Annotated in this window: 13 protein-coding genes; 5 read left to right on the top strand and 8 right to left on the bottom strand. The window is 45.1% G+C overall.

Annotated features, from left to right (window positions below):
• Positions 1-521: 521 nt before the first annotated feature.
• On the top strand, positions 522-2,606 hold the full coding sequence (locus ACJJJB_RS12260) for a neutral/alkaline ceramidase (protein WP_444946397.1): 2,085 nt from the start codon (positions 522-524) through the stop codon (positions 2,604-2,606).
• A gap of 742 nt (positions 2,607-3,348) precedes the next feature.
• Positions 3,349-4,323, top strand: a complete 975-nt coding sequence (locus ACJJJB_RS12255; RefSeq protein WP_051089500.1) for a DJ-1/PfpI family protein — start codon at positions 3,349-3,351, stop codon at positions 4,321-4,323.
• A 575-nt stretch (positions 4,324-4,898) separates the two neighbouring features.
• Here ACJJJB_RS12255 and ACJJJB_RS12250 read toward each other — a convergent pair.
• The 4 genes from ACJJJB_RS12250 to ACJJJB_RS12235 all read right to left on the bottom strand — a co-directional run bounded on the left by ACJJJB_RS12250 (position 4,899) and on the right by ACJJJB_RS12235 (position 8,874).
• Positions 4,899-5,480: a hypothetical protein gene (locus tag ACJJJB_RS12250; RefSeq protein ID WP_282952906.1), complete on the bottom strand. Its 582-nt coding sequence runs from the start codon at positions 5,478-5,480 to the stop codon at positions 4,899-4,901.
• Positions 5,465-6,793 (bottom strand): peptidylprolyl isomerase, encoded by a 1,329-nt coding sequence (locus ACJJJB_RS12245; protein WP_444946398.1) that lies wholly within the window; start codon positions 6,791-6,793, stop codon positions 5,465-5,467. The genes ACJJJB_RS12250 and ACJJJB_RS12245 overlap by 16 nt, the downstream gene beginning before the upstream one ends.
• 58 nt (positions 6,794-6,851) lie before the next feature.
• Positions 6,852-7,874 (bottom strand): phospholipase C/P1 nuclease family protein, encoded by a 1,023-nt coding sequence (locus tag ACJJJB_RS12240; RefSeq protein ID WP_020413431.1) that lies wholly within the window; start codon positions 7,872-7,874, stop codon positions 6,852-6,854.
• Positions 7,875-8,226: 352 nt separating this feature from the next.
• On the bottom strand, positions 8,227-8,874 hold the full coding sequence (locus ACJJJB_RS12235; protein WP_444946399.1) for a hypothetical protein: 648 nt from the start codon (positions 8,872-8,874) through the stop codon (positions 8,227-8,229).
• Between the two features lie 449 nt (positions 8,875-9,323).
• Between ACJJJB_RS12235 and ACJJJB_RS12230 the strand changes: the two genes are divergently transcribed.
• The 3 genes from ACJJJB_RS12230 to ACJJJB_RS12220 all read left to right on the top strand — a co-directional run bounded on the left by ACJJJB_RS12230 (position 9,324) and on the right by ACJJJB_RS12220 (position 11,063).
• On the top strand, positions 9,324-9,809 hold the full coding sequence (locus tag ACJJJB_RS12230; RefSeq protein WP_282952908.1) for a hotdog fold domain-containing protein: 486 nt from the start codon (positions 9,324-9,326) through the stop codon (positions 9,807-9,809).
• A gap of 181 nt (positions 9,810-9,990) precedes the next feature.
• Complete coding sequence (locus tag ACJJJB_RS12225) at positions 9,991-10,425, top strand: hypothetical protein (RefSeq protein ID WP_020413427.1); 435 nt, start codon at positions 9,991-9,993, stop codon at positions 10,423-10,425.
• A gap of 107 nt (positions 10,426-10,532) precedes the next feature.
• The gene (locus tag ACJJJB_RS12220; protein ID WP_020413426.1) at positions 10,533-11,063 is read left to right on the top strand and encodes an isochorismatase family protein; all 531 of its coding nucleotides are present in this window, start codon (positions 10,533-10,535) and stop codon (positions 11,061-11,063) included.
• A 626-nt stretch (positions 11,064-11,689) separates the two neighbouring features.
• Here the strand turns inward: ACJJJB_RS12220 and ACJJJB_RS12215 are convergent.
• From ACJJJB_RS12215 to ACJJJB_RS12200, 4 genes are all read right to left on the bottom strand, one after another.
• On the bottom strand, positions 11,690-12,277 hold the full coding sequence (locus ACJJJB_RS12215) for an endonuclease dU (protein ID WP_282953563.1): 588 nt from the start codon (positions 12,275-12,277) through the stop codon (positions 11,690-11,692).
• 14 nt (positions 12,278-12,291) lie between these two features.
• Positions 12,292-12,837 carry a DUF1415 domain-containing protein gene (locus tag ACJJJB_RS12210; RefSeq protein WP_445364993.1) on the bottom strand — a complete coding sequence of 182 codons (546 nt, stop codon included), beginning with the start codon at positions 12,835-12,837 and terminating at the stop codon, positions 12,292-12,294.
• A gap of 6 nt (positions 12,838-12,843) precedes the next feature.
• Positions 12,844-13,377: a DUF2058 domain-containing protein gene (locus ACJJJB_RS12205; protein WP_020413422.1), complete on the bottom strand. Its 534-nt coding sequence runs from the start codon at positions 13,375-13,377 to the stop codon at positions 12,844-12,846.
• 140 nt (positions 13,378-13,517) lie between these two features.
• The gene (locus tag ACJJJB_RS12200) at positions 13,518-14,612 is read right to left on the bottom strand and encodes a PaaI family thioesterase (RefSeq protein ID WP_020413421.1); all 1,095 of its coding nucleotides are present in this window, start codon (positions 14,610-14,612) and stop codon (positions 13,518-13,520) included.
• Between the last annotated feature and the right edge of the window lie 104 nt (positions 14,613-14,716).

Genomic DNA, 14,716 nt, shown 5'->3' with positions numbered 1-14,716 from the left:
CGCTCCAAATTGGTGCGCGTTTTTGTTGGAATAGTCATAAATTCATCAAAGCTAAACTAAAAACGTTCTGGTCATCTCCGATGATCCTCTCAAAGTAAGTGGAAATTACATCGACCTCGGCCTATGAATGATATCTATATTTAATAAATCCTAATTGCAGATCTGGCATTGCGAATTACCCTGGCTTTTGGTCTGTTGGGAGTTATTGCAAACCTGTGGATAGCGTAAATGAAGTATCATGGAACCCGCGTGCCAAAGTATTAACTTAATAAAAAGGTGCGAATCAAGGAAGAATATTGTCATACCTGTCTAAGCTCTATTCACTGTATAGGTTTGTCTCTATCAGGAAGAAATAATAGAAATAATAAAAGTACAGTCATGTAGTTGTACTTCGTAAAGCTGGCTATCGAGCCAGTTTCTTTCACTGCGTTATCAGAATAATTTTTGCAAGTAAGGTCAGCCTTCTTTCCATGGCTCATGCTATGTATAGGCATCGCTATAGCAAATTATTTGGAGAAAAAATGAATAAAATAATAATCAAGATTTGTGTGGTGCTCTTGGGGCTAGTAGGCGCTACCCCTCTTGCATTCGGTGCGGACTGGTTGCTGGGTACTGGTAAATACGATATTACGGGCCCAGCCGCCGATGTTGGTATGGTTGGCTATGGTGAGACAGGGCAAACAACAAAGGGAATTCACACCCGTTTGTGGTCCCGCGCGTTTATTATCGCGAATCCACAGAATAGTCGGCGCCTAGTATTTGTCTCTGCGGATCTGCAGGGCATTCCCCAGGGCGTTAAACAGGGTGTAATCGCCAAACTTAAAAGTAAGTATGGCAATAATAGGTTCACTGATGAGAATGTCATGCTCACAGCAACTCATACTCATGTGGGGCCTGGTGGTTACGATCACTATGTAATGTTGAATATGAGTGCATTGGGTTACGCAGGAGATAATTATAGCGCGATTGTGGAGGGTATTTACCAGTCTATTGTCTCAGCGAATAACAGCCTGAAGGAAGGCGATATTTATCTCGATCAGGGTACCCTGCTCAATACCAGTGTTAATCGCAACCCAGAACCTTACGCACAAAATTCCGATATTAGTAATTACCAATACGATACTAATAAAACCATGAGTCAGCTCAAATTGGTGGGATCGGATAATGAGGCAATGGGGATTATCAATTGGTTTGCTGTGCACAATGTTTCCCTCGGAACCGAACAACGCCAGTTGAGTAGCGACCATAAAGGTGCGGCCAGTTACCTATTTGAAACCTGGGCTGCTGGCCAGCCCAATACCTCAGATGGTTTCGTGGCGGCTTTTGCCAACAGCAACCTGGGTGATGCCTCTCCTAATGTGTGTGGCCCCAGAGATGGCTGCGGTACTAGTGAATATGCGAGTTTAGAGCTGGCTGCAGAAAAGCAGTTTTCCAAAGCGCAGTCACTATATGAGTCAGCAGCTAACAAGTTGACAGGGGAACTGGACTATCGTCATCAAATCATCTACTTCCCAGGCTACACAGTGGCGGGACAGTACACTGGAGTAGGACAGCAGGATATATGTGAAGGCGCGGTTGGCTGGTCCTTTACAGCGGGTTCTACCTGGGATGGCCCCAGTGGAATTGACGGTATCTTCGAAGGTATGTCTGTAGATAATGAGGGTACAGAATGGGATCGCAGCGAAAGCCTGTTTGAATCTGTAATTGATGGATTCCCGATATTTGGATTGATGAACGCTTTTTCTGTGGTGGCTGTTTTCAACGAGACTCAGGATGATCCCTGCCAATATCCAAAGCCAACCTTTGTAGAGCGTAAAGTGGTGGGGCAAGAGCTGTACACACCCTATTTACCATTTCAGATGTTTCGAATCGGCTCCCTTGCCCTGGTTGCTGCGCCCAGTGAGATGACTACTATGGCGGGGCGCCGTTTGGAAGAGCAGGTGCTCTCAGCTATGCAGGGTAATGGAATCTCTACGGTGGTGATTGCCGGTCTGGCGAATGCCTATAGCGGTTACGTGACTACACACGAAGAATTTGATATGCAGCACTATGAGGGTGGCCATACTATCTTTGGCCCCAACACCCTTGCAGCTTACCAGCAAATCTACACGGAGATGGCCTATGCCATGAACAATAATCTGGAAGTCGATGCAGGCCCAACACCTGCAGATTTATCTAATGACCAGGTGATTCATGTTATCGGGGTGGTTTATGATGATAAGCGTCTTTGGGAATCTTTTGGGCAAGTCTGGAATGATGTCGGTAACAGCTACTCTGCCGGAGACATGGTGAGCGCCTCTTTTCGCTCTGGACATCCTCGCAATAATTTCAGGACTGGCGGCACGTTTATTGAGATTCAGCGAAAAGTGAATGGTAGCTGGGAAACCTATCTTACGGATAATGATTTGGATACCCGTTTTATCTGGACCAGGGATACCGCTATAGATTGTCTGGCTTGTTCCTTTGCTGAAGGGCAGTGGACAATTGGTGAAAATACTCCAGCTGGCACATATCGTATTAAGCATTACGGAAACTGGAAGAGTGGGTGGACAGGAAAAATTTCCAGCTATAGTGGCACCTCAAGCAACTTTACTGTAGCTAATTAGCAGATTCCTGCACCAATTAGATGGCATTACCGAAACTGTGATATCGACATCTAGGTAATGCCATATTTTCTATAAATGCCCTAAATATACTATATTTGTGTGCCATTATAAGTTGCTTGTTCTTCTTTTTATTCTGCTTCTACTATGTAATTCATTTTCCGCTTTTCCATCAGTATAATCGCGGTTTCTCCATTCTCTAAAACACATGTAGTCCGCCTGGTAATACGCAATATAGGGAAAGTTTTTTACTTTACTGATATATGAATAACTAGCTGTTCTTGCTATTCGCAATGTATGGGTTGGGGTTATTTGCAGATGCAGTGCTTGCCGAAAAGCAGGCTTAGCTAATCCCCAGAATCTATAAAGAACTATGGAAAATTATTGCTCGTGAACGGGGTGAGGCTGATCTAATTCAATAGATTCATTTAGGGACCTCACTGGCCCAGCACGGGCAATATGGTTTGTTGCGAAGAAACATAGGGCAGTGGAGCCTATATAAACATTGCCAATGCCGAGCTTAAATATTATCAATGAGATAGAAAGGCTCCTTCTCTGATAATTGATGTCCTAATTTGTCGGCTTTATGTCCTTTGCGACTAATGCTATTAATTTATGCTTTCAACTGCCTCGACTGGAGGCGCCCTATTCATATAGCGGAATTTTTATGATGTGTCTGATCAATTGTCGAATAAACCTTTGCTCCTGCTAAAAATAACTGACTTTCGAATTTAAGGTTATAACCATGAAAATATTTTTCTGGGCTGCCCTGTGCTCATTACTTTTAAGTAGTAAGGCTTGGGCCCACTCTATATCTAAGGACGCTTTCCATATTGGAATATTATTGTACGATGGTGCACAAACTATTGATTATGCTGGCCCTTATGAGGTTTTTGGTCAGGCGCGTTATCGTTTGACAACCATCTCTGAAGATGGTGAAACCATTACTTCAGCGATGGGATTACAGGTGGTTCCAGATGCCAGTTTTGATCAAGAGAATCAATTTGATGCGGTAATTATCCCTGGGGGTGGCATCAATAAAGCGATGGAGAACCCGGAGATATTGCAGTGGATTAAGGAGCAGTCTGAGCAGGTGCAGTATGTGCTATCGGTATGTAACGGTGCCTTTATTTTGGCGAATACCGGGCTGCTTCATAGTAAGAAAGCAACCACTATTCGTGGAGCCTTCAATTCGTTCGAGAAAAGTTTCCCTGATATCGAATTGGTAAAGAATAAAAAGTTTGTAGATAACGGGAAGATCATTACTACCGCCGGTCTTTCATCCGGAATAGATGGTGCTCTATACCTGGTAAGCAAGATTGATACGATGGAGAAAGCCAGAAGTGTTGCGGCGAAGATTGAGTACCAGTGGCAGCCGCAGGGCGGTTATATCCGGGGTATAATGGCAGACAAAATTATGCCGAATTTTGGTGACTTGCCTGAGTCAATTCAATTTGTTTCTAAGGAATATAGCTATGGCGACTTGGAAGATTGGTATACCGCATTTCAGGTTTCCGGTGATGTGGAGACTGTAAAAGCCTGGTTAAGTGAACAGATGAAAGAGAATCCAGATTGGAAAATTAGTCAGGGAAAATTTATTGATAATAAATGGATATATCGGTTTTCTGATGATGGTATTGTACTGCAGATTGATTTTGTTTCTCCTTCTGAGGTCAATCCTTGGATGATTAAGTTAAGTATATTGGATCAAGCGTCGTAACTTGGCGGTTGTGGCTATTAGTGCGTATGGAATCTCCGTTAAAATTTAAGTTATATATTTAGTTTGCGCTATGAGTTTGCAATGACATTTGATCCAATCCTATTTTTCAAAAAATCAGAATAGCGGGAAAGTGTTGCTCTTGGGATCATCCGATTCAACATATCTTTTACAGCGCCACAAAGTCATTTTTGAGTTACACTGTGAGGGCTCTTCATTGCGACGGTAGCAAATTTGGTAGGGGCGCTCAATCTCCCAGCCCCGTCTTACATTTTTGTAGGTTTGGAAATTTGTGAATGAGGGGTTCTTTCCACCAGTTACTTGCACTTTACAAATGCTATCCCAGTCCATTAATTGGACCCTGACAGAGGATGCCAGGGAGTAAGTGGAGAATAAGCTTAATAAGAGAAGGAGGGCCGCTTTCACAATTATCCTTCCTACCTGGCTTGGCTCCACTCAGGTTTAAAACACCGGAAATGATAGTGTTATAAGCTTCCATTTGCGAAAATTTATTGACTTATTTGAATATAGACTGAAAAGTTATAAAGGCGTATAGGGTCTAAATCTGACTTTTATAGCTATTGCTTTGTGGGGGATTCGGTATCGACTTCCAGGTGATCCCTGAGAATAATTTCTCTTTGTTTTCGCAGCGAATCCAGTTTTTGAGTCGCCTCGTAGAGTTGTTCCTGGTTTATACCAAACTGCTTCCCTAGTTCAATTTGTTGTTCTAGCTCCGTAATTTTATGCTTCGCAGCTGCGGCAAAAGAGGCATATATGGCCTGTTCCTGCCGAGCTTCAAACTCTCGGTAGAGATCGCGAGATGCAAGTTCTTCAGTGCTTGGCTTTGTGCGTGGATTATTTTTAGGGGCAAGTGGAGGTGTACGTGGATCGCCAGTTTTCATAGTCTCTGCTAATGATTGCACAGCTACGCTTTTAGGGTTTGAAGAGAATGCGAAGTCATTATTTACATTGAGTTCTGAATACTGGGTAACTACGGTTTTTGTCGAAGGTTGGTGAGCTTGGGTGGAATAAGGGAAATTTGGTTTAGGTTTGTCCCTATCGACTATCCCATCCAAAGCTATGCTTTGATCATTTAGAGCCACTGCAGTAATGATCAGTCCAACTAATGTTAGAGCGACTACAATTAGCAAGATTCGCAAGACAGCAACCTCTGATTTAATTGTATGGATGCATTCTTTTTAGCCAGTGATATCAGTGTATAAAATTTTTCTTGGAGTTTTTTCTGAGCAATAGCATTAGTGGCTCTATAGTGCACCGATTCGCTCTCGATTGGCTGATAGCTAACTTCCCGCTGGTCTATCCAGAGTATTTCCCAGTGCACATCCCCGGCTTTTTGGGGGCTGCGAAAGGGTTTTGAGACTGTATTTCCAGGGAGGCTAAATGCCATGGCGAGTGTCCAGTGATCGCGATGGTTTTCTCGATCAATCCACCCCAGGCTGCCGTTGGAGTTACGGTCTGTTGCGTTAGAGTATTTCTGAATTGCTTTATGAAAGGGCAGGCCGGCTTTGATTTCCTTATAGACAAGATCGGCCTTTTCTTGTGATTCCAGGCGGATATGATAGGCGTGAACCTTTTCAATACGCTTGAAGTTCTCTTTGTGTTTTTTATAGTACTGATGGACTTCTTTCTTTGTCACAGATTTTACGAGAGCTTGGAGATGTGGGTTTTCATCGTGAATATCATGAATCAATCCCATATTTTGTAATAGAAGATCACGTTGTAGGGCATATTCTATACACTGTTTGACGGTTGCGCGGGATACCTGGTCCAAGGATGAGCCGATTTCAAACCAATCTAACACATAGGCGCTAGTGAGCTGTTGCTTTATGGCCTCGCGGATGAATTCCAAATTCAAGCTGTGCATCTGTACCTTAAGCTGAATATTCTGGCGACGATATAAGTCCCATAAAGTCAATACTTGTTCAGCTTGTGTATCTCTGAACTTGTAGCGAGCAATCACTAGCTGCTCCGCTGAATTCCGTTGGTCAGTTGTCATGGAGCTATAGAGCTTTTGCTGTAACTGAAGAATTGGTTTGAGTTTGTTGATATTAAGTGTCAGAGGAGCTGTTAGAAAATCCAGACTGCTGTTTACGTTTGCAGATTGCATGGTCTTTTCAAGCGGGGTCTGGTAAGCGCTGCGAATCAGTTTGAAGAGCTGTTGCTCAACCTGCGTATGGTAGTCGTAGCCTACAGTGTTGTGGTTATCTATTACAGACTTCGTGGTGTTCATCGTGGCTAGTAGATGGCTTTCTAGAAGCCCTTTGAGAACTGACCGCCTGTTGGCCTCTTTATCGTGGCGACGTGCTGCTTTTACAAATACGTCTAATGCCGCTAGAGATATATCTTCGCCATTAACTCTTGCTGCAACACTATCTGGTAGCGTTGTAGGTGAGTCCGCGAAAGCCAGAGTGGTCACTATCAGTACGGCGGCCAATACCCAGATAACTCTCATCAGAATATCCTTAGACCACCGGCTGCGGGCGCCAGTGGTGAGTGCTTAATTCTTGTTGTTATTCACTGACTTTTTGAGCAGCGTGATTGAGGATATGAACCACCATTGCAATGGCATGAGGCACGACCGTTTTGGCCACTTGCAGCCTGTCGTTATGATCGGTACTGGATAAAACAATACCACCATTGGCATAGGCGAGGGCGCCGCCTTGAGTCAGTAAGGGGCGAATATCATCGCTGCTTTGCCCTATAGCAGTAAAGTTAGACATGGCCTGAGCAACCAGTGCTTCGTCATTGAGGTTTTCGCTATCGTAGTAATCTGCAACCCAGCCCTCCCAACCGCTGTGGTTGAGCCCTGAGGTGGTCCACACATGGTGTGGCTGAAGCAGGTCAGTGGTATGCATTACAAAGCCGAGAGTTTGTGCGGTTGGTTGGGCAAGGAATTGGCTGTACCAGTACTGGCCGAGGTTGTCGATAGGTTGAAAGGGGATCTCCTCAAAGTCGTCATACATCGATTTGGAGGAATGGCTACCCTGGCGATAGTTGGCTTCAGTAATACCATAGGTATTGTATTCTGAGTCATCGGCTGACCACCAACCGGTCATTCCCCCATTACCATCATCCAGATAGTCGCCAACCAGCCAGGTAGCTGCCATATTATCAATGCTGTCCCATACGGTAAGCAGGTCGTAGTTGTAGCCGCCGAGATCGTTCCCGTGAACATCTGAACCGCGGGTATGATTTTGGAAATGCCAATAGCTTGTGTAACCTACTAGTGAGGCTCCGGCGTTAAACACTGGAGCGTAGACACAGTCACCAGTGATTGCCCCGCACAGGTAAGTATCTTTGAAGTCGTCAACATCATAAGCGCCCTGGCCAAGTACTTCCGCAAACTCATCTACACTAAATCCGGCCGCATTTACCCAAGCTTTGAGTTTATTGTATTCGGTAGTCTCTGGGTTGTTGCGCATATAGGAAACAGCGTCAATTGCAATGCGCTTATGGGTGATCTGTTGGAATGCTTGGGTAGAGGATGCACTTAAGGCCGCGAGGACTAGGCCGGTGGTGATAATTTTCTTCACGACAGCTCCTGATATGGTTTTTATGTCTTATAGAGAGCGCCTGTGGAAGCCCAAAGGCGAGCGGGCGTAAGTATGCTGGCGAGAAATGACAGTTTTAATGCGTTTCTATGAAGATAATCAATTGGCTCGGTGTAAGCGGTCAATCTATGCGATGGATCTCATATAAGGAAACATGAAGAAAAGATTTATAGTTTTTGGATACTTTAAATAACTAAGATTATTTCGGGCGCTTTATTACGTAAATTCTCAGGTGAAAGTGTTGATTGTTTATACAATATGGCTGTCTTTAATGATACAGGCTGAGTCCTCAGTTGAAATTTCTTTAAGACTCTTTTTTTAGTATTTTTAGTCATTAAAGTTTTTGATGTGTCGGGTAGATCTCGTACACACTGAGAATGCGATAATCCCCCGTGGTTCTGTCATGTTTCTGCGCGTATATTTTCCAGCTAGTACCTGTACGTATGCCAATAACTGAAACGGTACGATTTGCCCCATTGTAAAACCCCCGTTGATTGCTGGTGCCATAAACAAAGGCTGTCCCGTAAGTAGCTGCTAGGTTGTTGCGAAGGGTATCGCCATTAACAGCCGCAGGTTGTACATGAGCAACATCAAGGGCAGTACTGCCTATGACTGGGCGGATGACAAAAGAGCAGGCAGATAGTTGGCCGGTTACCATCATTGAGGGCCCAGTTGCGCTGGGTAAACGATAAAAACCCAGGTTTGCCGCACCGACATCCATATGTATGGAGTGTGTAAAAAACAGGTGTGGATTTGTCGCAAGATAAAAAGCATTACCCCTTATGTGGAAAGATTCAGTTGAGTGCATATTGTGTGTTCCCAGAATGGTTCCAGGACGATATGAATTTCCGCCATTGCCGATGCAGTATTGAGTTATTCCTGATGCTCCAGGATCACCATAAATTCTAACTGGGTAGGTTTTCAGAAAAGTTGATGTATTTGTTTGCAGTTGATTGAATGCGGTTGCCGGTAAGATTGCCATGTTTATTTTCCTTTTATAGGCGTATGAAACAAAAATACCCATAATGTGGCATCTGCCACTTGGTTATGAGTAAAAATAGAAGTTTATTTCCCCCGAAAGCTGCTATTTTTTGTGACCACTCGCTAGATCTGATTGCCAGATTAACATGTGTTTATTAAGGGACTCCGCAGACATTGATGCCAAATTATCTTCTTGTCTCTTTTTTAAACTTATAACCATCAAAGATGGAAAGAGGCTTTCGCTTATACTAATAGCTATTACCGGAAGATATCCGGTATTTCTTATTCTTTGTGCAGATCTTCGGCTGTATTGTTCTCCGATAGTTAGGCTGGTCAATAAACCTGATAGATCTGATTATCTGGCGTAACCCTTTGATCATGTATAGTTGCGGGCAACGACGGATGCCTATGAGGAAGTTCGTCAACCAATGATTTAGATAGTGAGGCAAGATGGACTATCAATCTTCGAAAAGCCCCGTGTTGCAATTGTGGAAAAAGTTTGGGAGCTCGGCACTCGGGCGCTGGGCAGTTTCTAAAGTAGTGGCCTTCAAGGCTCCATATTTCAGGTCTATCAAGCCATGCTTTGCCGAAGTGTCCCCAGGACATGTCGAAGTGCTCTTAAAAAAGCGCTGGAGTGTTACTAATCATATTGGAACTGTACATGCTATTGCCATGTGTAATGCCGCCGAGCTAGCTGGTGGCGTTTGTCTTGATGTATCCCTTGATCGACGATTTCGTTGGATACCTGTAGGGATGGAGGTTAAGTACTTGAAGATGGCTAAAACTAACTTGAGAGCCGTATGTGAGTACCCTGAGTTTGAATCTATTGATGCGGGTGATGTAATCATGCCAGTCGGGGTTTTCGACCAGAACGGGGAAGAAGTTTTCCATGCAGATATCACTATGCGCGTATCCCAACGGCCCAGCGCCAAATAAATGCTGTTCTGGAAGGCTTGGAGGTTCTTTACTCCTAAGCCTTGCCTAAGAAGCCGGCTAACCAGCCATCTACCTGTATGGAAAATGTGCACCTGTACTAACCTTGATTTCAACAGGTGTGGATTGGTTGAGGAATCCGTAAAATACCCGGCTTCTTAAACTGTATCTATCTGGAGGAATTATGGGCTTAGAGTGGAAGTTGGGTCGATCATCAGGCCTGCTTGATTTGGTCAGTGATGACGGTGCGGAATACCAGCTGTACCATGCGAAGAGCAATGCTATTACAGATAGTGATGTATACCAGGACTTAACCGAGACCTTGGGTATGGCCGTATCCAAGCTCAATGAGAGTATCAATGACTCTTCCCTCTACTTCCTGATTCGCTGGGAAAGTGCTTCTTCTACATTGACAATCTCTATTACTGACGATAGCAGGAAGAAGGATTCTGATATTGTCGTGCGGTGTCATTTCCTTGCGCTGGAGCCATCGGAGGCATTTACGGAGAACCTGAGGTTTTGGTGTAAGGAATATCTATCTACGGACCAGGGATTTTCCCAGTTTTCCCTTGTGGCACTTTTTGCTGATAAGTCCAGGGACAGCGCTGTTATCCTTTAATGCCAAGTCGTACTTGAAGGCTCCTAATGACTGCCGATGAATTGCGGCAGGGTGCAAGATATGAATCAATCGCCTCCACCTATGTGGGTGAGTAACAGAGTGAACTTATGGATGTTTTGCTGATTATTGATATGCAGGAAGCTTCCTTTGCGGAGCGTAATCAGTTTGATGTAGACGGTACCATAGCCCGCATAAACAGGCTCGCTGCCTGGGTTAGGGAGCGAGATGGAAGTGTAATATTTATACAGCATGATGGGCTTGAAGAAGAGGGACTCCTGCCCGGATCTACGGGCTGGGCACTGCTGGATGATCTGATAAAAAGTGAAAGTGATCTTGTAATTAGAAAAAAAACCAATGATGCTTTTTATCAGACAGATCTAAAGCACACCTTGGAAAAGCTTAATGTAAATCGTCTGATTGTCAGCGGATGGGCGACGGATTTTTGTGTAGATACCACTATTAGGTCTGCTGTGAGCCATAAGATCAATATCTTAGTAGCTTCTGATTGTCATACCTTGAAAGACCGTCCACACCTTAAGGCACAAACTGTAATAGCCCACCATAACTGGATATGGAGTGAGCTGATTACTGACGACACAACTATTCGGGTGGAACTGCTGGAGGAAATTCTGCAATAATTTTCCCTCTATAACTGTTTGCTTATATTAAGGTTTTTTACCGAATTATCAGCTTTTGAAAGAAGTTCAAGGAATTGCCAGGATTTAATTTGGTTTTTTATTATACCAATTAGTCGACTCGATATATTGCTAAGTAATTGTCAGGCCGATTAGAGAGGAAATTTTTATGAATGTGTACTAGTTATGTATTGGATTTCTAGTCGCATTATCGCTTTTCCTTGGGACTCTTGTCGCTATAGGGCATAGTAAGTAAAAGATGGGGCATTCCTTTGAGCTGGATAACACTTTACATAATTGGATGAGAGCCCATGCCAATACGGTCGAATATGCGTCTTTCTTAATGATTCTTATTTATCTCGTCAGCCTCGGGCAGCTGGGCGCTCTAAGTCTGGTGGTTTGTAGTTCTAGTCACAGCCTGCCGTTTTCTTTTCGTTGTTGGAGTTCTACTCCCCCTCTAGCATAGCCAGGCCTAGTCCTATGCGTTTTATTGGCGCTGTGTGAACTTACTTCTTTAGGTTTAAAATTTTTTGCGATATTTGCCCAGCAAGTGTGAGTTAATTCCTTGAACCCCCTTGCTTTTATTATGCATAAAAAGGGCAGGAGTAAATTCAGCCTTCACTATCATTCTATGCCCGTTTACCGCTTTGTCCCGTTATTACCGCGGCACCGATCATATGTGCTAACCGCAGTGCTTCGGGCACGTTGCCATTATCCGTTGCCTGCTCCAGTACCCGGGCAGCGATATCGGGGTTGCAGCCCTGTACCTGGAAATAAAAATTCCTGAGTGAGTGGATTTCGCCGGCTTTTAACAACGTCTCTTTGCGGAGCCGGTAATCGGGGAAGTTTTGAAGGGCGCGATCTATGGCTGCCATATCCGGTAGCTTACGCATAACGGCAATACAAGGGCGATCGATAGTTTTTGAGAGTTCAGGTAAATCAATAATATTAAAACCACCGACAGCAAGGCCATCCGTAAGGATTACGTTTATTTGACTATAAAACTTACTGTTTTTTAACAGTTCAGCAATGACCTGGGTGGCCTCCATACCATCTTTTTTCACTTCTCCCCATAGCATTCCCTCGAAGCGTGTATTGGAACAGACGATGCCGCTAACCTTTACTGGCGTGCCTCGCTCTTTCTTGAAAGGGGCATCGTCAAATCCGATCAGGCGGATCAGCTTGTTCAAGCGCAGTAGTTCTTCCAGGGATTTCATCACTTGAGATTTTGCTATCGGAAAAGGTAGGGGAAGAGTCGCAGCTTTTCTTCTTGATTCAGTGATTCAACCTGAAGAATATTATTTTCAGGAATGCTCTCTGGATTTGGGTAAAGCTCGATCATTTTTTCCAGGTTATCTTCACGCAATAGATGAAGGATAGGAAAAGGGGCCCGGTTAGTGAGATTTTCAGCATCATTCGGATTTGTTCCGGCAAATTGGTAGTCCGGATGGAAGCTGGCCAGCTGATAAGTGCCTACATAGTTGTAGCGTTCCAGTAGCCATTCGGCCTGATCGAGAAATTGATTGTAGTCGGCAAAGTCTTGCAGATGATCGGGAATAATCAGCAGGGTAGTAAGGAGCTCACTCTCTGGCGTACTGTCGAGTCGTTGCAGTTCTGTATGTAAATCGGCCAGCAGGGCCTGGTCGTTATTGCTTTCACTGGCTATGTAGCGTATCTGGCCTGCGCGCATAGGTTTGCGCGCAAAAGGGCAGAGGTTTAAGCCCACCACCACATCGGTGAGCCATTGCTCCACTACCTGGACAACATCTTGCTTCATTGCCAATTACCACATAAGGTCATCGGGGATCTGGAAATCTGCATAGGGGTCGTCTTCATCTACCGGTGCTGATGTTTCAGCAGGTTTAACGATAATCTCAGTGTTTCGCTCGGCAATCTTGTCGGCGATTATCCTGGGCACCAAATCAAAACGCGCATCCTGGGCGACAATCACCAGGCGACCGGCTATCAGGTGATCGCGTAGTTCATCACTGACGTAGATGGTTTTGATCTTCTTGTCGAAAGTAAAATTGTAAGCCGTTTCTCCAGAGTAGGGCTGGCGGTTTGTTTCCACCAATTGCTTGATCTGGGCTGCGATAGCTTTCTGTTGAGCAGCGGCATCTCGCTCGGCATTCAGGGCGCGATCTCGAGCAGCTTTCTCTGCGAGAGTCTTTTGTGCGGCCAGCTTGGTTTCATCTATCTGGGGCTGCGCAGACTTCTTAGCAACTTTCTGCTGTTTGCGCTTTTCCTTGCTAACTTGTTTGGCTTTCTTCTTGTCAACAAGTCCTGCTTGCAGGAGTTGGTCTTGCAATGAGGCCATAGTGTGCTTCCCAAAAGTTACATTGGAATTGGTGTCGCAATAGGCGACTATTCGGTCAAAAAATATTCAGAGGCTTTGCCTGAATGTTGGTGATGAGCATTTTACCTGAAGTTGGCCTTAGCATTGATAAGGAATTTTATTCAGGGTGTCCAAGGTTTGCCTGAGGTTGCAGTGGCAATAATTTCATCTGGCTGTTTGCCATCCGCAAGCATCTGAGCACCGCCGGGGATAACCAGTGCGGAACCAGTGGCAATAGCCACGCGCTTACCGCTGGGCGTATCAATATTGCAGGATGAAACCCTTAACTGCCGGCCTCGGTGAAGTACCTGGGACTCTAAGATCAAATCCCCACTGTTGAGCTTTGCTGGTCGTGCAAAGCGAATATGCATATCTAGAGTGGCGAAGATAGATCCGGCAGGTAGAGTGGAGTAAACAGCTCCGCCCATGGTGAAGTCTGCAGCCCAGGCCAGAAGTCCACCATAAATGGATAAAGTTCCATTAGAGAACCAGGGGGAGGAAGGCATGGTAGAGATACAGCGCCCATTTTCTATCTCGACTGCTCGATAGCCAGTAAGTAACCAAACTGGATGCATTCGCCCTTCATTGATCGTCAACCGCTGAAGTTCAATGGGCACTTGTTCTGGAAAGTGTGCCATATCACAAAAGAAGGTTTCAGGAGGAGGGCGTAAATAAGGATCAGGTGGCTCGGTGGGCCCTAAGTCTGGTAGAGGAAGCTCTTGATCTGGGCTGACTGGAAAGTCTGCTATTAAGCAGCGGGTACTCCCATAAGCGAGAGTCCTGCCATTTTGGTCGTTGATCTGCAGGCTGGAGAGGCCAACCTGGCTACCGGAGTGAATCGTCGTTGCCCGGCCGACAATGTTCTGAGTACTAGTGGTAATTGGCCGGATAAAGCACATGTTCAGTTCAGAAGTGCTCAGTACTTTACCTGCGGGTAGGGTAGTCCAGATAGCGGAAGCCAGGGGAGCATCAGCGAACATTGCATAGATACCGCCCCAGTAAATGCCGGTACCATCAGCTAACCAAGGTGTAATAGGCATGGAATAGGTAGCTTTTCCAAGCCCTGCCTCAATAGGTTGCATGCCAGTTAAGCGCCAAAAGGGAGGTCCTGGCAGGCTACCGCGAATATATTGCTTGAATGTCTGCAATCCAGGTTGCTGAAGTGCTCGCAGGTCACAAATGGCGCCGCGATGAACTTCGTCGGTGATATTGGTCATCCCCGCCTCCAGTTGCATCTATAGCAAGGTTAATGTGCGGGGGTGGGGGATACGAGATATTGTGTAGTGGATAGGTAGCGGCAAGAATGCCACTACCGAAAACC

The sequence above is a fragment of the Microbulbifer variabilis genome, assembly GCF_052468405.1.
The sequence above is the reverse complement of the archived record's forward strand: the minus strand, read 5'-3'. Positions and strand labels throughout refer to the sequence as shown.